Here is a 17,603-nt window from a genome sequence, read left to right as displayed (position 1 = left end):
CTGCCGCGCATCGAGCCAAACCGCGTACCCGGCGTCTGGGCCGGCCGGCACCATCAAGAGCAGATAGCCGATCGGAAGCAGGCAGCACACGACGAACAGCACCGAGGCGCTGCCCACCACGATGGTTCGACTGGACGACCGTCGCCACATGCTGTGCTCGTTGTCCTCGGCCGCTTCAGAGACCCAGAATTCCGGCGAGGCGATTCGTCACGTCCTCGACGCGATTCGCGGCCTTTGAGTAATCGAGCGTCATGGGCTTGAAGGTGTCGATCGCAGGAATGTTCTTTGGACCCTCTACGCCGGCGTGAAGCGGAATCTGCACCGCCTCGGACTGTGCGAGTTGCCGCTCGACGTCCGGCGAGAGCAGATAGTCAATGAGCTTGCGCCCCTCGTCCGCGTTGGGCGCATTGGCGATCAGCGACACCATGTTCGGCATCATGGGCACGCCCAGGCCAGCCGCGTCCGGCAACACCATCGCGACGGGTTGCCCGTCTTCGAGTGCGACGTTGACATCGTCTGTATCGGTCAACCCGATCTTGACCTCGCCGCGCGCGACCAGATCACGCACGACGGAGTTGCCGTCGACCACTTTGACGTCGTTGGCTTTCAGCCGACGGAAGAAGTCGTCCATCTTTTCGTCACCTGCGAGGGCGTAAAGGGCGGCGACGTGGAAAGACGTGGAGCCGAATCGCGGATCGGCGATGGCCGCCTGCCCGCGCCACTTTGGATCCGCCAAATCGAAGACCGATTGCGGTGCGTCTTCCGACGTCACCAGCGTCGTGTTGTACGCAATCACCCGCATACGAGCCGAAAATCCCGTCCAAAAGCCCTCGGGGTCGACGAGTGTCGCCGGAATGCCTTCAGCGCTTGGTGACCGGTAGGGTGCCAGCATGTCCCGAGACTTGAGCACGAGCGTGCGGACCGGCTCGTTCGACCAGAAGACATCGGCCTGAGGGCGTGGCTTCTCGGCGATCAGACGATTGGCGAGGCCCGTCGACTTGGTCTCTTCGGTGTCGTACACCGCGTTGACCCGAACGCCGGTTCGGCGCTCCTTTCTGAGTTCCGAAAGTCGTGGGTCGCATCACTTCGCCTGCGGGAGGTCCGTCGTCGGTCGGCTTCGCGACGCCAGTGAAAACACCAGTGCCATCGCGAAGCCGACGACCGCCAGGATCTGAAACATGCGTGCGTACCCCACAGTGGCCACCAACAGGCCGGCAGCGATTGGGCCAAGCGCGTCTCCGACGTCATAAACAGTGCCGAATACGCCGTGGGCGGCCCCATAGCGCGCTCGACGGGTGACATCCGTGATGTACGCGCTCGTTGCGGCGGTCGTGGTGGCCACGCCGGCGGCGTACGCGAGCACCGCTCCGAACAGTGCCGAAAGGTCCGTGGCCCTGGACATCGCCAGCACCGCGACGCTGCATACGGTCAAGCCAGCGACAATCACCCACTGACGACCGGCCCGATCCGAGAGGAATCCAATGAGCGGCCGAATCGCGAGTGTCGTGACCGTCTGGATGCCGAACAGCCATCCGAGCTGTGGCGTGGTGAGCCCCACCACGTCGCGGCCGTAGAGAGGCAGAAACGCGTTGAGCGCCCCGTTCAGGACGAACTGGGCCGCTTGCGCACCACTTGCGACGAGGACCAGGCGATTCTGAGCCACTTCGCCGATACCGGCCTTGAATCCCTGCCAGCGATCCGTGCTCGGAGGCGCGGTGGAACCGCTTCGCCACCCCATCACGATCAAGGGGGCCGCGAGGCCGATAACACCGGCCGCGAGAAATGCGAGATCAAAACGGCCTGCGGCAATCAGATACCCGGCCAGAACCGGTCCCAGCGCCTGCCCGGCACCTTGCGCAGTGGAATACGCACTCAGCCACGTTCCGCGCTTCAAGGGTGGCGCGATGTCCGAGAGACTGGCGGACGCGACGGGCCCGAAGATGGCCGTTGCACTGCCGTGCATGAACCGGAGCGTGATGAGCGCCGCCAACGTGGAGACGCCAAGGTACGTGAACGGCAGGGTCGCGAAGACCAACGCGCCACACACCAGCAAGGGACGTCGACCCAGAATGTCAGACCACGCGCCAGCCGGGAGCTTGAGGACGATCCCGGTCAGCGTCGATGCGCCCATCACCAAGCCGATCAACGCCGGCGCCGCTCCGAGATCGCGTGCGAAGAGCGGCAGCAAAGGCGTCCGGCAGATCGCGTAGCTGCAGTACGCCACGAAGCCTGCTGCACACAAGCGAACGAGCCCGCTTGCAGCGAGCTCTGCGCCGAAGTGCCGCTCCGGGAGCACATAATCGTCCGAGCTGACATCCGGCCGCCGCGGCAGGACTGATGGCATCGGCAACCTCGTTAATCGGTGCGTCGCCGGCGAGTGGCGTCCTTCGCTCGGCGCGTTGGGGCACCGGTGCGCGACCGCGCCACGGGCCGGGGACCCGTGGATCGTGCAGACTGTTCGAAGGCACGGTATAGCGATTCGAACAGAGCCATGCCCCGGTCGAGCAGCTCGTCGTCTTTAGAAATTGAGAGCTGCATGCCTTCGATCACAGTCCCGACGGTCGGTGCCTCCTGTGCGCCGAAGCGGCCATCCTTCAGATCGAGGTCGTGCACGATGCCGGCAATGCGAGCGACCGCCGGCTCCTGAATCGCGAAGACGGCGCAGAGTGTTTCAAACGTGCATCCCTCGCCCTGGTGGCTGAACTCCACGCCGAACATGTCGAACGGCACCCCGTCGTGCGGCACTGATTCGCGGTCGGCCACGAACGCGAACCGTCCATTAGGGTCCACGAAGCGCTTGATCAGCCATGCCGAGGCCATGCGGTCCACTCCCGGACGTGGACGCGTCACCCACAGACGATTCCCATAGTCCCGCGGATCGGCGCTGCCAGCCGTCCGCGATGGTTCAGCCGGGCGATGTGTGGCGAGGGCTTTGTGTTGGAGCTGCTGCAGCACCGTGGTGACGCGATCGCGACCGGCGCTTCCGAAGAAGTCGATGTGCTCGATCGCGCTCAAGCGTTCCCTGAATACCTCGACGAGGCGCCCCAGGGCTGGCGCGCGCGTCCCGCGGGGCCGGCGTGTGGCCGCGAGCCGTCCGAGTACTTGCTCGATGTCGCGTGCGAGGGTGGCGTACGCCTCCTGCCGCGCACGTCTGAACTCCTCCACCAGCGCATCGTCCGACCACGAATCGACGTTGTCAGCGGCAAAGACGGTCGCGTCCCCGCCAGCGGACTTGATTTCCGTCTTGAGCCACTCGAAGTCTTCGCGCGCACTGGGCGTGTCGGGCAGGACGTACACCGCCTGCTTGACCGGGAGGGCACCGAGCTGTTGCAGCCGTCGCCATGTGCGGACGCGCAAGTTCGAGGCGGTGGAGGGCAGCTGGTGCACAAATAGCAGCCAACGGCGCCCAGACTGGAACGGCCGAGGGGTAGCGCGGGATTGCGGTTGAGCTTTGACCGTACCAGTCATGCCTGAGTGACTTTAGACTTGACGTTGTAACGTTCGTTTCACAGTATAGATGAAGCGTTACGGCAGTCAATCCAATACGGGAGATGGGTCATGGTCTTGTTGAGACGCGCTGCGATGTGCATGACGGTAGCTGGGGGCCTTCTGTGGTCCGGCGTGGTGAGCGCACAGGAGACGCCGAGCGAGTACAAGACGGTCCTCACGACGCTGGGGAAGGGCGGCGATTTCAAAGAGGGCGTGCTGAAGGTGAACATCCCCCGAAACGATCTGCGTGTCACGATCAAACAAAGGCCGGCACCGACGCCGTTCGGCTTCGGCGGCTGGATCGCCCTCACGAAGGGCGAGGGAGGACACGAAGTCATGATGGGTGACCTCGTGCTCACCGAGGACGAAGTGAATCCCGTGATGTCGGCCATCCTCGACAACGGCCTCGATGTCACCGCGCTGCACAATCACTTCTTCTGGGAACAGCCGCGGGTCTTCTACATGCACGTGCACGGTATGGGGAGCGCGGCGGATCTGACCCGTCGCGTCAAGCCCGCCATCGATCTCATCGACCAATCCGCGAGGCGCGCGTCGACCCCACCGGCCGCGCCGGTGGCATCAGCACCGACGCTGAACAGCGCCGCGCTCGCGAAGATCGTCGGCCACGAGGGCGAGCAGAACGGACCGGTCTACAAAATCACGATTGGCCGGCCCGATATCAACGTGCGGGAGCACGGCGCCGCGATCAACTCGCGGATGGGACTGAACACATGGGCGGCCTTCACGGGGACTGATGCGGAGGCCATGGTGGCCGGCGATGTCGCGATGCTCGAACATGAGGTCACGCCGGTGCTGAAGGCGCTACGCGGCAACGGACTCGACGTCGTCGCGATTCACCACCACATGACCGACGTGCAGCCGGTGGTGATCTTCCTCCACTACTACGGCACCGGACCCGCGGCAAAGCTCGCGCAGGGCGTCCGCGCCGCGGTTGACTTGCTAGGGAAGGCGGCAGCGAGTCGTCAGTGGTCGTCGACGCTTGGCCTTGACGGCGGCGGGTGTTTGGGATTCGAACTCGCGAGAGCGCTCGGAGGTGGACGTTAAGTCTTTCCGGACGTGAGCGTTAGAGGCGAATTTGCGCGATGCTCGTGGGCCGCAATCGAAAGACAGCCAATAGCGCAAAGCCTTCTGATTAAACGACTTAGGCTGTGTGGCTGGGAGACAGGGATTCGAACTCGGAGCGGGGCCTGTTTCTAACGCGGTGATGGCGCGCGACTTCTGATTCCAAGCGCTTGAATCACAGGCGGTTACGTCGCTCCTTTTCGTTCACTGCCGTCCACCCGAATCCTCGTGAATCTACCGCCGTCGTGGAGATATTTTGGAGACGGGCCGCCGCGTACTCTCCACCCCACCGATCGACTTTTGGCAGTGCGGAGCGCGCGCCTCGCGGCCTCCTCTCGTTGGTTGGGCACGAGCACACGGCGTTCCTGAAGAACGATCACGCCGAGCTGGACGGCGAGCAAGGATACTCATGAAGAAGCCAACGATGAAGCTTGATTCGGACGAAAAGACGTAGCTCGAGTCCGTCGACGGCGGCGACCGGAAGTCCGCCGGCGGCAAGCGCGAGCGGCGCTACTCTCGGTACGCGAAGGCGACGTCCCGGCAGGATCGCCGGCTGAACAAGACGTGGCTGCCGACGAAATGACGCTTCGATGAATGAACCAGGGAGGCCAGCGCAGCGCGTCGGCGGTCCCGGCTTAGCCAATCTCAGTCGGTGTCGTCCGTTTCATCTGGAGGCTGTTCGAGCGCCGCTGTCCCGCCTGGGCGTTCTGCCGGCCACGCTTTGAGTCCTGCTCGTTTCGCCGCGTCCCACAGCTGCTGATCGAACGTCGCCAGGACGATTTCGGCGGCGACGGATTCTTGCCAGGTCAAAGCGGACGCGAGTTGCACTGAATCGTAGCCGCGCAAGCCGTGCTCCCACGCCAGCCCCTCGGCTCGCTCGACCAGTGCCTCCGTCATCGGGACGCGCACAAGGTCCGGCCAATCTCCGATGAACAGTCGTCGAGCGTTCCGTGCAAGCTCCTGCGTGACGACACCGGTGCGAGCGGCTTTGGCGAGTGCCGCAACCACTTCAGCGCGGCTGACGATCGACGTTGCCGTCATCTCGGATTCGCCGGTGAGCGCGATCGTCTCCCTTGACCCGCGTTCGACGATGTAGCGCTTCACCAGTGCGCTCGCGTCGAGATACGCAATCACTCGCGATTTTCGACGACCAAATCGGCGACCGTTTTCGCGCCGCGGACCTTCCCGGCGGGCTTCGCCGGCCTGAGACGCCGGCCACTCCACGCAATCGTGCCGGCTCTCTTGAGAGCCTCGATGCGCTCCCGCAGCGACACCCCCTCGGGAATGATGCGAGCAACGGGTTGGCCATGGTCAGTGACGACAATCGTCCTTCCGGCCCGTACTTCGCGAACGCACTCGCTCAACGTCGATTTGAGTTCCCGGATGCCGATTCGCTTTTCGCGGGTTCCCATGAGGCTACATTGTATAAGATGTAGCCACGAGCGCAGCCGAAAACTGTCGATCGGATAGACGAGCGGGTTCGTCCCTGAAAGAACCACCAGGAACTGGTACACGAGCTTTGGCCTGGCGGCTCGTTTCTTCGGCTTCCTCGCTGCGGCGAGCCTTGGAGCGGATCGGTTACCGAGATGCAACCAACGCACGAACATCCTTGAGAAGAAGAAACAGGTGGTATGGATCGCTCGGCAAAGGGATGAAGTCAAAGCGCTCGTAGACCCTCATCTCCATCGGCGGGCCGACCGCCGTCTCTTGCTTTTGAGAATCGATGATGACGACCTGGCCGCCCGGCCTCAGGATCTTCTTCAGCAACGCGATGTACTCGGGGTGCTTGTCGATGTGGTGCCACGTTTCGGAGATGAACACACGATCAACGGAGGCATCGGCCAGGAGCGGATCGTCGGGTAAGGCGAGGATTTCCGCTCGACCGGCTCCGGCATCATCCCGGCGAGCTTTCCGGCGGGCAGCAGCAGCGTGTGGCCATTGCGCGCGCCATCGTCAACGATCCCGAGATCGTCTTCGCGGACGAGCCGACGGGAAACCTGGACACGCAAGACTGGTCTTTTCAGCGTAACTCGTATGAAGCCGGCGAATTGGCGTCTGCCGATTCTTTCGTTCGCTTTCGTCCACTCGCCTGTGTTTTCGGGTCTTGCCAGCGCAATGACACTCGCGGAAATCGTCTTCAAGAATCGCTGCCGCGGACCGCTCCGCTGGATGTCTGCGCCGATCTTCGTTGCCGATCGCCAAGGCGCCAAATCTCGATTCGCGTCCGACCGCGTCTCGCGTTAACATTTTCCTGAACTCCCCGGTTCTTGATGTCTTCTCGATGATTTCACGCGATCAACTGGACATCCGCCAGCATGCCGCGCAGCGGATGTTGGAGCGGAACATTTCGGTGGCCGACGTACTGGTCGTTCTGAACAGCGGCGCGACTATTGAGGACTATCCTGAAGACACGCCGTTTCCAAGCCGATTAACGCTTGGCTGGGTCGGGCAACGGCCGGTGCACGTGGTATGGGCCACCGCGGCCAGCACAGACCGGATTGTGATCATTACGGTCTATGAGCCGAACCCCGAGGAGTGGGACAATACCTTTCGCCGGAGGCGAACATGACGTGCGTGATTTGTAAGCACGGGACGACCGCGCCGGGCACGACGCGGATGGCGGTTGAACGCGGCTCGACGGTCCTGGTCGTACGCGGTGTACCGGCGCAGGTCTGCGAGTTGGCCGTTGCGGCCGAGGGCGGCGTACAGGTCGAGGTTCGCGAATACATCGCGGCGTGACGAGACCGCTTTCCGGTCAGCGGTAGTCTCGTTCCCCACCTCCCGGTTCGCGAATTGACCTGACGGTTCGGCGCCTTCACAAGGCCGAGATTGCCCTGGGGTGTTCAGGCCGGATCACCCACGCCTTGGATCGTGTCCTCGACGCGTGCGTCGAGCGTGAATCCCGCGAACGTCATCAGCACGCGACCGACCTGTTCCCAGGTGAAGGGCTTTGCCGTCGATGACGACCAGCGGCAGGTCGCCGTTCGTATCCGAGTCCCATTCGATGCGTCCGACAAGACGCTGGTCCGACGTCAGCTGCCAGCCGAACTGGGTGCGCTCGACGTAACGCCGCGCCATCTCGCGGCGCATGTTGGCGTACAGATGTCGAAAGAGCTCCCAGGCGTCGGCCTCGAGGTCTCCAAGCACGCGGAAGCTGTAACCGAGTTGACCGTCGCTCGTGATCTCCACCGCCTCCATCTCATGGCCGGTCGCCACGAGCACCGACCTGATCTGGAAGGTATGCGGAACGCCGTCCCCAAGGCTCTACCGCACGCGCCGCATTTGCTGTCCTGGCCCATGTCTGCCTCCTCACCGAAAGCCTCGCAACGTCATTCGGTGCGCGGCGCCTCGGGCTATCATGGCGCATGCGCCAGCGCACCTTCAAAGGGACCTGCGCACTGTGCGGGGCCAGCGTCGACAGACGTCGCAGCGCCGCTCATCACAGCAGCTGCGCAGCCGCTCATGACGTCGTCGCCTCGCGCGGGGCCGACCTCGTCACATTCCGTATCACCGCGGTGGGCGCTCCCGAGTATTGGCTGGACGCTGAAGCGGATGCTGGCGCGGCGCTGTCGACGCTGGACACTTTTCTTCGCAACATCTGGGTGGAGTGCTGTGGACACCTGAGCCTGTTTTCAGTGCCACCGTTTCGTTACTCATCCTCGCCGAGCGGCATATCGGGCTTGCTCGGGCGGGCCAATACTGAACGCAGCCTGCGCGCGAAGATCGGCGAGGTGTTCAACTTCACCGGCCAGAAGGGGACCTACGACTACGATTTCGGATCGACGACCCGGCTGACCATTGAGCGCACTGGCGTCCGGGATGGCCGCATCGGCAGGCGGTCCGAGGGCCCATCCCTGCTCGGACGCGATGTTCCTGCCGGTGGTCAACTCCCCGAGGATGGGCATCTGCGGGTACACCGGGTAGTCGACGCTGTGACCGGCGGCCCCGGCATTCCCGATCAAACGCGTGCTCTTGGAACTCCCCAGCCGGGAGTGAACGAACCGCTCGAGATGCAAGCGCCGCCCGGTGGCTGCAGCGGCCGTCCACTTGCGCGCGGAGATGTCACTTCAAAATGTCCCTTCGGGAAAGTTGGTCCGAGAACTGCCGCATTCGTTCAGGAAAGACGTTCAAGAGTGAGAAATAGGCTGAGAAGTTGCGCGGCCCGCGAACGATGCCGCGGTCACTGCGGCCAACTGCGTGAAAACATTGGCGTTCTATCGAGTTCTGCGGACTTCGTTTCGGTCCGCTTCGATCCGTGTCGTTTCCTGCGGTTTTTCGCGACGGCATTTCGATCCGCTGCTGCCTGGTTTCGCTCCGTTCCCGTGCAAGTTGTCTCAATTTGTCTCAGGCAACTCAGCCTTCCGGTGCGGTCATGGGATTCTCGGGCAGGCGCTCGCGGACGCGCACATCGTTTCGAAGATGTTGCCAATCCGGGTCAACGTTGAGTACAAGGGCGATGAACGAGGGAAGCGCCGCGACGGCCTCAGACAGGTAGGCCAACGCGCGGTCTGTCTCGCCCCTGCGTGCCAGCAGCGCCGCCAGCCCGTACCTCTCCAGCGCCCCCAGAGCGTGACCCTCGTCCTCACGTGCGAACATGCCCGACGCCTGCCGAAAGTGACGGTCTGACTCCTCTCCTCTGCCCAGCCTCCAGAACACCGCGGCGAACCGCTCCTCCAGTTCCAGACGGGCGCCGACCACATTGGGCCCACGCAGGCTCGATCCGGTCTCCTGAACCTGCACCGCCTGGCGCGCGGACGCTTCCGCTCGTGCGTAACCGCCACGCAGGAGACAGAGGCGCGCCAGGAGGAGGTGCGCGTAGCCGAGCGTCGCGTCCAGGCGGACGGCTTCGGTCAGCTCCTTGATCGCGTCGTCCAGGCGACCGCGCCCGAAGGCGAGTCCTCGGCCACGCGCCGCGTGGGCAAGCGCGTTGCCCGGATCGAGACGAATAGCCTCACCAGACGCGGCGATCGCCTCGTCAAATCGTCCCGTGTTCAAATAGGCCACGCCAAGCCAGTGGTGGGCGACGGACAACCGCGGATTGATCGCCAGTGCTCGCCGTTCCAGCTCCACGGCCTTCTCGGAAAATTGCGGCGTCCCGGAGAAGAACGCTTTCAGGTCGTACGCAGCGCCGAGTGCGGCCCATGCGGAGGCATACCGCGGGTCGTGCTCGATAGCGCTCTCGAACAGCTCGATCGCGCGCTCGAGAGATGACTGCTCAGCGCGTCGCAGTTCGACCAGGCCGCGGGAGTAGTACTCATACGCTTGTATTGACTGCGTCTCGGGCTCTTCGATCGCCAGCACCTCGGACGCGTGCAGCCGGAGATCGAGGTCGTGTGTGAGTTCGTGAACGATCTGGTCCTGCAACGCGAAGATCTGGGTCATGTCGCCATCGAGCCTGACGGTGTTCGTGACCGTGCCGGTCGGCACGTCAACGAAGCGGGCGGTGACACGCAGGGCATTGCCCTGCCGCTGGTACCCTCCGGTGACAATGCAGGTGGCGCCCAACTGACGCCCAAGCCGGATTGCGAGATCGCGCTCGCCGTTGCGACCGCGGGTGTCATCCCCGTCCAGCCGCTGAAGCGTATCGGCAACCTGCTCCGTGCCGATGACGGTCACGGCATGCAGGTGCTTTAGGTCGGACGTGACCGTCTCGGCCAGGCCGGCCGCGATCCAATCGTCGGCGGGCTGCCCGGTGATATTGGTGAAGCGCAGCACCGCGACTCGATGTCCCGATCGACCTTCTGAGCCGCCTCCGTGTGTCAGCGTCGCGCCCGCGGAGCTCGCTCCACGCTGGCTGGGACTTTCACCTGTCATGGTGAGACCACGTCGTGCGTCCTCGAGCGCCTCGCGAAATTCTGCCGCGCTCTGGTATCGGCCGGCCGGATCTTTTGCCAGCGCCCGGGTCACAACGCGTTCGAGGTCGGGAGATCCCACGGGAAGGGGCGCGGGGGAGCCGTGGAGGATGCCCTCGAGCAGGTCTGCGGCACTGCTCGTGTCGAACGGCAGTTGACCGGCGAGCATTTCATGGAGCACCACGCCGAGCGAGAACAGGTCGGAGCGGCCATCGATCGGGAGGTTTCGCGCCTGTTCGGGCGACATGTAGGCCAACGTGCCCAGGACGACGTCCGCGGCCGTCACCGGCGCCGGTGTGTGGCTGGTCGTGAGGGTGACGTCAGGCCGGTACTTCGCCAACCCGAAGTCGAGGACCTTCGCGACCCCGCGGTCGTCGATCATGATGTTGCTGCTTTTGATATCCCGATGGACCAGCCCGCGACCATGCGCCTCCTCCAGGGCCGCGGCCACCTGGATCGCGATGGCGATGCCCTCCAGCGGCGGCACCGGGCCGCGCGCCGTCCGGCGGGACAGCGGTTCCCCGCGCACGCATTCCATCACGATGAACAGCGCGCCTTCGTACTCCTCGATGTCGAAGATGGCGGCGACGTGCGGCGAACGGAGCGCGGCAGCCGCCCGCGCCTCTCCCAGGAGACGCGCCCGACTCTCGGGATCGGCCTGTCGCGACGCGGGCAGGAACTTCAACGCGACGTTCCGATCCAGGCGCAGATCGCGCGCGCGGTACACCTCGCCCATGCCGCCGACACCGAGGCGTTCCTCCACGCGATAGTGCAGCACGGTACAGCCGATCATCACAAGCCGCCGCCTGCGGCGCCCGCCGGTGCCCCGGCGGGCAGGGCACGACCGATCGTCCACTCGTACGTAGCACGGGCGGATCGATAGTCCCATTCCGCCTGGGCGCGGACCGCATCGGCGCGCGCCAGGGCGGCCTGCGCGTCCAGCAGCTCGTTCACGGTGCCTGCACCGACGCGATACCGTTCCCGCGCGATGCGGACGTTTTCGTCCGCGTCACGGATCAGCACCTCGGCTGCGCCGATGGCCTCATGCGTCTCGCGGAGTTTCGCATGCGCGGACCACACCTCCGCCTGCACCGTCTGCTTCGTTCGCTCCACCTCCGCCTCGTCGCGCGCGCGGGCGGCCCTGGCCCCGGCGAGCCGGTGCTGTTTCGCAAATCCGTCGAACAACGACCAGCTCACGCTGACGCCAAGGCGCCAGTCGCGGTCCGACGGGAAGAAGCGGTTATCCCGCACCCCGGCCGTCCATTCGGCCCCGATGCGAGGCCCGAACGCGCTCCGTGCACCCGCGACCGCTTCCGTCGCGGCCGTCGCCCGCTCGATGGCGGCGCGGATGGTCGGCCGGCCGGCCACCGCCTGCGCGAGCGCACGGGTCACGTCGATCGCATCCGCCGGCATGAGCGAGTCGCCCTGCGGCGCTGCCTCGACGAGCGTATCAACCGGCAGTCCCATCGCCGTATTCAGCGCGCCGCGTGCCTGCCGTACCAGACTCTCGATACGCACCCGCGCGAGGCGCGCTTCCGCCACCTGGACTTGCGCCTGGATGACATCGCCTCCGGACACCGCTCCAGCCGCGCGCCGCTCCGAGGCCAGTCTGAAGTGCTCCTCGGCGCGCGCCAGGTTGGTTGCGGCCACCTCCTCGCCGTCGCGCGCGGCGACCAGCGCATAGAACGCGCGCCGCACCTCCAGCGAAAGATCCTGGCGCACCCGCGCCGCCTCGTGGTCCGCGGCGGCACGATGGGCCATCGCGACGCGCAAGTCGGCTGCCCGCTTACCGCTGTCGTAGAGCGTGTAGCGGCCGGAGAGGCCCGCGGTCCAGTCGTTGGTCGGCCCGATCGTGCTCGGAATGTCCGACCCCAACAGGCCTCCCGGGAGGAAGGCGTGCGTTTCCCATCGCGTATACCCGGCGGTCACGCTGAGGGTGGGATAGTACGGCGCACGCGCCTCCCCCACCGCCTCTTCCGCCACACGCACGCCCTCGGCCGCCGCTCGCGCGCGCGGGTTGCGGTCGAGCGCGATTCGCACGGCCGCGTCCACCGTCAAGGGGGCCGGCGGCGGCGCCTGCGCGACGAGGGGCGCCGGGACCGTCAGGACTCCCAGCACCAGAAGAATGACGACGATGTGGCTGTCACGGGTGAGCGCGCTCAGTGTCGAGTCCATGGCTTGTCTTCGTCCTTGCTTGTCAGGCCAGCGTCTTGCGAAATCGGCGCGACGCGAGCCACAGCGTTGCCGTTCCCATCACCGCCAGGCTCAGCATCTGCGGCCAGAGAATGTCGGGCCCCACGCCCTTGAGAAACACGCCTCGCACGATGACCAGGAAATATCGGAGCGGATTGAGGTAGGTCAGCCACTGCACCGCCGCGGGCATGTTCGCAATCGGGAACATGAAGCCGGAGAGCAGGACCGCCGGAAAGTAGAAGAAGAAGCTGCTCATCATCGCCTGCTGCTGCGTCTGGCTCACCGTCGAGATCAGGAGTCCGACGCCCAGCGTCGTCAGGAGGTAGAGCGCCGTCGCGCCGAAGAGCACGAGCAGGCTGCCCCGGATGGGCACGTCGAACCAGCCCACGCCAATCGTCGTAATGAGCAGGACATCTGCGAAGCCGATCAGCGCGAAGGGCACGGTCTTGCCGAGGATGAACTCGATCGACGTGATCGGCGTGACGATGATCTGTTCCATCGTCCCGATCTCTTTCCAAGGCTCCGGGGATCCCGCACGATGTGCAGTACTTCTTTTCGCGCGACGGCCCACGTCCGCCGCGCCTTCACTGCCGCACCTCGGACTGTTTCGCGTCGCGGCGGTCGCGCGCCTCGATCAGTGACACGAACACATCCTCGAGCGACGGCAGGATCTGCTCGACGCGCTCCACACGATAGCCGCGCTCCTCCAGACCGTGGCGGATGGGGCCGCTGAGCGCCGGATCGGATACGACCGCATGAAAACCCGCCCCGAACAGCGCCACTTCGGACACACCGGCGAGTGTCTCGACCTCACTCATCGCCTCGTGTGGACGGTCGGTGATCACGTCCAGGACGGTCTCACGCATGACCTCTGTCTTCAGCGTGTTCGGGGTGCCGCTCGCGATCAGCTCACCCCGGTAGATGAGTGCCAGGCGATCGCAGTATTCCGCCTCGTCCATATAGTGGGTCGTGACGAACACGGTCGTGCCCTGCGCCGACAAGTCGTAGATCAGGTCCCAGAACCGGCGACGGCTGATCGGATCGACTCCCGACGTCGGCTCGTCCAGGAAGACGATGGGCGGCTCGTGCAGGATCGCGCACCCGAGGGACAGCCGTTGTTTCCATCCGCCGGAGAGGACGCCTGTTCGCGTACGGCGATGATCCTCAAGGCCCGCCATCTCGAGCACCCACGCCTTGCGGGCGGCGCGCTTGCCGGGATCGACGCGGTAAATGCCGCTATAGAAATTGATGTTCTCCTCCACGGTCAGGTCTTCGTAGAGCGAAAACTTCTGGCTCATGTACCCGACCTGGGTCTTGATCTGTTCAGCCTGGGTGCGGATGTCGAAGCCGGCCACCGCGCCGCGGCCACCGGTGGGGGCGAGAATGCCGGTCAACATCCGGATGGTCGTGCTCTTGCCAGCCCCGTTGGGGCCGAGAAATCCGAAGATCTCTCCGCGCCGCACGTCGAAGCTGACTTTGTTGACGGCGACAAAGCTGCCAAAGCGGCGTTCGAGACCGTCCACGGTGACGGCCAGCCCGCGCACATCACCGTTCATGGCGAGCCTCCGCGTCCGGGCGAGCGTTTGTAAGCACCGACACGAACACGTCTTCGAGCGCCGGCTCGATGGGCAGGATGCGCTCGATGTGATGACCGCGGCCGGCCAGCATCGTCTCGACGTGCTGGACGCCCTCGGCATCTGCGGTCAAGACGTGCACCCGGTCGCCGAACATCGTGACGGCTCCGGCGGGCAGCGATCCCCGTAGCGTCGCCGCGATCCGCCGCGGCTCCTGTCCGCGGACTTCCAGCAGCACGCCGCGCATCAGCCGCTTGACGCCGGCAGGCGTATCGATCGCGAGCAGCCTCCCCTGGTGCAGCAGGCCGACGCGATTGCAGCGCTCGGCTTCATCCAGATATGCGGTTGCCACGAAGATCGTCACGTTCTCGCGCAGGAGCTGGTACAAGATCCGCCAGAAGTCGCGACGGGAAACCGGATCGACGCCGTTGGTCGGCTCGTCGAGCAGCAGGACTTTCGGCGTGTGAATCAGGGCGCAGGCGAGCCCGAGCTTCTGCTTCATGCCGCCCGAGAGATTGCCGGCCAGGCGCCTGGTGAACGGCGTCAAGTTACTGAAGGCCAGCAGGCGCTCGACCTTCTCCTCGCGCCCACGGCGCGGCACGCCATGGATGTCGGCGTAAAAATGGATGTTCTCGGTGACCGTCAGGTCCGGGTAGAGGCCGAAGCGCTGGCTCATGTAGCCGATGTCGTCCTTGACCGCCTCCGCATCCCGCACCACGTCGTGGCCGGCCACCCAGGCGTTGCCTGCCGTCGGGGGGAGGATCGCGGCCAGCAGCCGCATGGTCGTGGTCTTCCCAGCGCCGTCCGGGCCGACGAGCCCGAAGATCTCTCCCGGCGACACGCTGAACGTGAGGTGCTCAACCGCTGCGACGGACCCAAACGATCGCGTGAGGCCGTCGGCGCGAATCGCGGCGTTGGACGTCGGCTGCGTACCGCCCGCGAGGCGTCTATCGGCTTGCACGGGGCACCTCGGCGAGCAGGATGGCGGCATCCGCCGGCATGCCCGGTTTCAGCTCGAAGGACGGGTTCGGCACGTCGATCTTGATGCGGTAGACGAGCTTTACGCGCTCCTTCTCGGTTTGCACGTTCTTCGGCGTAAACTCCGCCTCCGACGCGATGAAGGACACCACGCCGTCGTACGCCTTGTCCGAGTAGGTGTCGGCCGTGACACGTGCGCGCTGGCCGAGCTTCACCCGACCGAGGTCGGTCTCGGCGATGTAGGCGCGGAGCCAAACGTCGCCGAGGACGCCAATCGTCACCACCGGGGTGCCGGGACTGATGTATTCACCGGGTTCGATATTCTCGGCGAGCACGATGCCGGAGATGGGCGCGACGAGCAGCGCGTCGTCGAGGCGGGTCTGCGAGAGGCCTCGCGCCTGTCTGGCGCGCTCGAGGCGGGCACGGGCCTGGGCAATCCGTTCGTGACGCGGCCCTTTTCGAAGCAACGCCAGACGTTCCTCGGCGTCGCGAAGCTGCGCGCGTGCGACGGCGAGCGTCGCGTCGGCCGCTTCCCGCTCGCGCGCGGAGACGATGTCCTGCGCGTAGAGGTCCGACTGGCGCGCGGCCTCGGCGCGCCAACGCTCTTTTTCGGCACGCGCGCGCCCCAAGACCGCTTCGCCCTGCGCGATCTCCTCGGGCCGCGAGCCGGCCTCGAGCTCCGCGAGGTCGGCCGCAGCCGCCTGGACCTCCGCCTGCTGTAGGGCGACCTGCTGCGCAAGTTCGACGCGATCGAGACGGGCGATGATCTGGCCCGCGGAGACCACGTCGCCTTCCGACACCAGCCTCGCGTCCATGCGGCCCGCGGCTTTGAAGCTGGCCTGCGCCTCCGTGATTTCGATGTTCCCTGACACGAGAAGGCGGTCGGTCGGGTCCGCCGGCTGCCGCCGGGCATAGAACAAGCCGGAGCCGCCGAGCACCACCACCGCGACGAGTACCATGAGTCGTTTCTTCATATCGATTCCCCGATGCCGTCGTCTCTCCGCGTCGAATGTGAACGATTATTCACTTCAGCGCTAAATTTTTTTGAGCCTCCAACCGTCGCGTCCGACGCGGCCCGGCCGCCGTTGAGACCGTGCGATTCCTCTCGGACGAAGACCTGAGTTCGGCGTTTCACCCCCAACGGAGCCGCCCGCCTCCTTGATCTCGATCGTGGCGGTAGAGACGGCCGAGCCATCGAACGCGCGACCCGCCTGGTCGGGCAAGTCACCCGTGCTTTCCTGGAGCGTCCACGACCCTGAAAGAGTCGGTGTCCCGGGCGATTGCGCCGACGTCCCGGTCATGCCACCGCCGGCCAGAGTCACAAGGACGGCGAGCACCCAAGGTCCGGTGTGCCGTCCAGACAATGATGGCGTCGGCCTCCGCAGATCCTGCTGCATGACGTTCACGTCACCCTTCATTGACATCGTGGACACGCGCCTTGTCTCGCATACCGCCCGTCCCGAGTCCGCACCAGGAACCCCTCTGCGACAAGCGTCGCCAGCACGTGGCGGCAGACGTCGGACTCCAGGCCAAAGAGCCGCGCCGCCTGTGCCTCGGTGAGGAGCAGACCCGGCATCTCCCGATACTCGCCGCGCACGCGACGGCAGGGCGACGCGTCGATCGTGGGTCTCCCCTCCGGCCACCGAGGGCAATCCGGTGCCCGTGGGTCGTCGCCTGCCATCACCACCTCACCGGTCATCCCGGTGCCCATGGACGGCGGTCTCCTGGTGCTCGGCCGCACCCGTCGCACCAGCCTTGTACAGCGCCTCGACGTAGTGCAGGTAGTCCACGTACGCCGCGACGTACGCCCGGCCCGCGTCCACATTGCTGTCGGCACGCGCCCCTGTTTCACGCGCCCTTGCGAAGCGCTCCCGAACGCTGCGACTCACATGGGCGGTCACGTCGCCCACCACGGTTTCCACCGAACCGGTGGCGAGCGAGCGGTCGACCGCAGCGACAAACGGCTCGATGTGACCGGCCGGCTTCAGTCCGTCGTACGGCGCGCCCTCTCCGGCCCGGTGGATGCGCACGAGCGTTTCAAAGAACCACGTATCAGCGAGAGCACGGGCGTCCGCGCCGAGTGCGCGAACCGTGAGCGTCCGCGTGAAGGCGGCGCGCACGTCAGCTTCGCGCTCGGGCGCCACCCACCGAAGCACCAGGCCCACATCGTCCTTCTCGAGGGCCGTGCGAGCCGCCTGCACCACAGGGCCGTCCAACGCATCGCAATGCGCAGACGCGGACGCGGGGTACAGAACAAGGCTTGCGACCACCATCACCACCGCAGCAACTGTTCTAGGCATTCGTTCTCCTCTCGTTCTCCTGCGACGCCAATCGTTTCGAAGCTGGCCGTCTGACGTGACGCTCCATTCACATCAGACGCAAAAAAAGGGGACTTCGTTCAATCCGCCCGAATTGCTCCGGCGAATATCTTCCA

Annotated in this window: 16 protein-coding genes and 2 pseudogenes; 4 read left to right on the top strand and 14 right to left on the bottom strand. The window is 65.3% G+C overall.

Features of this window, described 5'->3' with window-relative positions; all coding sequences use genetic code 11:
• Window positions 1–175: 175 nt before the first annotated feature.
• From HYU53_03090 to HYU53_03080, 3 genes are all read right to left on the bottom strand, one after another.
• Window positions 176–1,021 (bottom strand): extracellular solute-binding protein, encoded by an 846-nt coding sequence (locus HYU53_03090; protein MBI2220172.1) that lies wholly within the window; start codon window positions 1,019–1,021, stop codon window positions 176–178.
• Between the two features lie 60 nt (window positions 1,022–1,081).
• The gene (locus HYU53_03085) at window positions 1,082–2,224 is read right to left on the bottom strand and encodes an MFS transporter (protein MBI2220171.1); all 1,143 of its coding nucleotides are present in this window, start codon (window positions 2,222–2,224) and stop codon (window positions 1,082–1,084) included.
• A gap of 131 nt (window positions 2,225–2,355) precedes the next feature.
• Window positions 2,356–3,468, bottom strand: coding sequence for a chromate resistance protein (locus tag HYU53_03080; protein ID MBI2220170.1), 1,113 nt, complete (start codon window positions 3,466–3,468; stop codon window positions 2,356–2,358).
• A gap of 114 nt (window positions 3,469–3,582) precedes the next feature.
• Here HYU53_03080 and HYU53_03075 point away from each other — a divergent pair, with 114 nt between their 5' ends.
• Window positions 3,583–4,554: a DUF1259 domain-containing protein gene (locus HYU53_03075; protein ID MBI2220169.1), complete on the top strand. Its 972-nt coding sequence runs from the start codon at window positions 3,583–3,585 to the stop codon at window positions 4,552–4,554.
• 663 nt (window positions 4,555–5,217) lie between these two features.
• Here the strand turns inward: HYU53_03075 and HYU53_03070 are convergent.
• The 3 genes and pseudogenes from HYU53_03070 to HYU53_03060 form a co-directional block, all read right to left on the bottom strand.
• Window positions 5,218–5,706 (bottom strand): type II toxin-antitoxin system VapC family toxin, encoded by a 489-nt coding sequence (locus tag HYU53_03070; protein ID MBI2220168.1) that lies wholly within the window; start codon window positions 5,704–5,706, stop codon window positions 5,218–5,220.
• On the bottom strand, window positions 5,703–5,984 hold the full coding sequence (locus tag HYU53_03065) for a type II toxin-antitoxin system prevent-host-death family antitoxin (protein ID MBI2220167.1): 282 nt from the start codon (window positions 5,982–5,984) through the stop codon (window positions 5,703–5,705). Before HYU53_03065 ends, HYU53_03070 begins: the two co-directional genes overlap by 4 nt.
• Before the next feature lie 166 nt (window positions 5,985–6,150).
• Window positions 6,151–6,243, bottom strand: a pseudogene (locus HYU53_03060) (GNAT family N-acetyltransferase).
• Window positions 6,244–6,452: 209 nt separating this feature from the next.
• On the opposite strand from HYU53_03060, the pseudogene HYU53_03055 reads away from it, so the two are divergent.
• From HYU53_03055 to HYU53_03045, 3 genes and pseudogenes are all read left to right on the top strand, one after another.
• Window positions 6,453–6,581: pseudogene (locus tag HYU53_03055) on the top strand (ATP-binding cassette domain-containing protein).
• 272 nt (window positions 6,582–6,853) lie between these two features.
• A complete protein-coding gene (locus HYU53_03050; protein MBI2220166.1) occupies window positions 6,854–7,141 on the top strand; it encodes a DUF4258 domain-containing protein in 288 nt (95 codons plus the stop codon).
• The gene (locus HYU53_03045; protein MBI2220165.1) at window positions 7,138–7,311 is read left to right on the top strand and encodes a YgiT-type zinc finger protein; all 174 of its coding nucleotides are present in this window, start codon (window positions 7,138–7,140) and stop codon (window positions 7,309–7,311) included. Before HYU53_03050 ends, HYU53_03045 begins: the two co-directional genes overlap by 4 nt.
• A 114-nt stretch (window positions 7,312–7,425) precedes the next feature.
• Here the strand turns inward: HYU53_03045 and HYU53_03040 are convergent, their stop codons facing one another.
• From HYU53_03040 to HYU53_03005, 8 genes are all read right to left on the bottom strand, one after another.
• Window positions 7,426–7,788, bottom strand: a complete 363-nt coding sequence (locus tag HYU53_03040) for a hypothetical protein (protein ID MBI2220164.1) — start codon at window positions 7,786–7,788, stop codon at window positions 7,426–7,428.
• A gap of 1,137 nt (window positions 7,789–8,925) precedes the next feature.
• Complete coding sequence (locus HYU53_03035) at window positions 8,926–11,202, bottom strand: protein kinase (protein MBI2220163.1); 2,277 nt, start codon at window positions 11,200–11,202, stop codon at window positions 8,926–8,928.
• A 14-nt stretch (window positions 11,203–11,216) separates the two neighbouring features.
• Window positions 11,217–12,599, bottom strand: coding sequence for a TolC family protein (locus HYU53_03030; protein ID MBI2220162.1), 1,383 nt, complete (start codon window positions 12,597–12,599; stop codon window positions 11,217–11,219).
• Between the two features lie 22 nt (window positions 12,600–12,621).
• A complete protein-coding gene (locus HYU53_03025; protein MBI2220161.1) occupies window positions 12,622–13,116 on the bottom strand; it encodes an ABC transporter permease in 495 nt (164 codons plus the stop codon).
• Window positions 13,117–13,201: 85 nt separating this feature from the next.
• Window positions 13,202–14,173 carry an ABC transporter ATP-binding protein gene (locus tag HYU53_03020; GenBank protein ID MBI2220160.1) on the bottom strand — a complete coding sequence of 324 codons (972 nt, stop codon included), beginning with the start codon at window positions 14,171–14,173 and terminating at the stop codon, window positions 13,202–13,204.
• A complete protein-coding gene (locus HYU53_03015) occupies window positions 14,163–15,182 on the bottom strand; it encodes an ABC transporter ATP-binding protein (protein MBI2220159.1) in 1,020 nt (339 codons plus the stop codon). The genes HYU53_03020 and HYU53_03015 overlap by 11 nt, the downstream gene beginning before the upstream one ends.
• A complete protein-coding gene (locus HYU53_03010) occupies window positions 15,139–16,143 on the bottom strand; it encodes an efflux RND transporter periplasmic adaptor subunit (protein MBI2220158.1) in 1,005 nt (334 codons plus the stop codon). Before HYU53_03010 ends, HYU53_03015 begins: the two co-directional genes overlap by 44 nt.
• Before the next feature lie 714 nt (window positions 16,144–16,857).
• On the bottom strand, window positions 16,858–17,469 hold the full coding sequence (locus HYU53_03005) for a hypothetical protein (protein ID MBI2220157.1): 612 nt from the start codon (window positions 17,467–17,469) through the stop codon (window positions 16,858–16,860).
• Window positions 17,470–17,603: the final 134 nt, after the last annotated feature.

The organism is Acidobacteriota bacterium (genome assembly GCA_016184105.1).
In the GTDB taxonomy this organism is placed as follows: domain Bacteria; phylum Acidobacteriota; class Vicinamibacteria; order Vicinamibacterales; family 2-12-FULL-66-21; genus JACPDI01.
Note: the sequence above shows the minus strand (reverse complement) of the source record. Positions and strands in the feature narration are given on the sequence as shown.

Bases quoted from the DNA above. Each gene is read 5' to 3' on its own strand.
- HYU53_03020 (MBI2220160.1), bottom strand. From the start codon at position 14,173: ATGAACGGTGATGTGCGCGGGCTGGCCGTCACCGTGGACGGTCTCGAA.
- HYU53_03050 (MBI2220166.1), top strand. From the start codon at position 6,854: ATGATTTCACGCGATCAACTGGACATCCGCCAGCATGCCGCGCAGCGG.
- HYU53_03015 (MBI2220159.1), bottom strand. From the start codon at position 15,182: ATGCCGCCATCCTGCTCGCCGAGGTGCCCCGTGCAAGCCGATAGACGC.
- HYU53_03045 (MBI2220165.1), top strand. From the start codon at position 7,138: ATGACGTGCGTGATTTGTAAGCACGGGACGACCGCGCCGGGCACGACG.
- HYU53_03080 (MBI2220170.1), bottom strand. From the start codon at position 3,468: ATGACTGGTACGGTCAAAGCTCAACCGCAATCCCGCGCTACCCCTCGG.
- HYU53_03065 (MBI2220167.1), bottom strand. From the start codon at position 5,984: ATGGGAACCCGCGAAAAGCGAATCGGCATCCGGGAACTCAAATCGACG.
- HYU53_03030 (MBI2220162.1), bottom strand. From the start codon at position 12,599: ATGGACTCGACACTGAGCGCGCTCACCCGTGACAGCCACATCGTCGTC.
- HYU53_03025 (MBI2220161.1), bottom strand. From the start codon at position 13,116: ATGGAACAGATCATCGTCACGCCGATCACGTCGATCGAGTTCATCCTC.
- HYU53_03005 (MBI2220157.1), bottom strand. From the start codon at position 17,469: ATGCCTAGAACAGTTGCTGCGGTGGTGATGGTGGTCGCAAGCCTTGTT.
- HYU53_03010 (MBI2220158.1), bottom strand. From the start codon at position 16,143: ATGAAGAAACGACTCATGGTACTCGTCGCGGTGGTGGTGCTCGGCGGC.
- HYU53_03075 (MBI2220169.1), top strand. From the start codon at position 3,583: ATGTGCATGACGGTAGCTGGGGGCCTTCTGTGGTCCGGCGTGGTGAGC.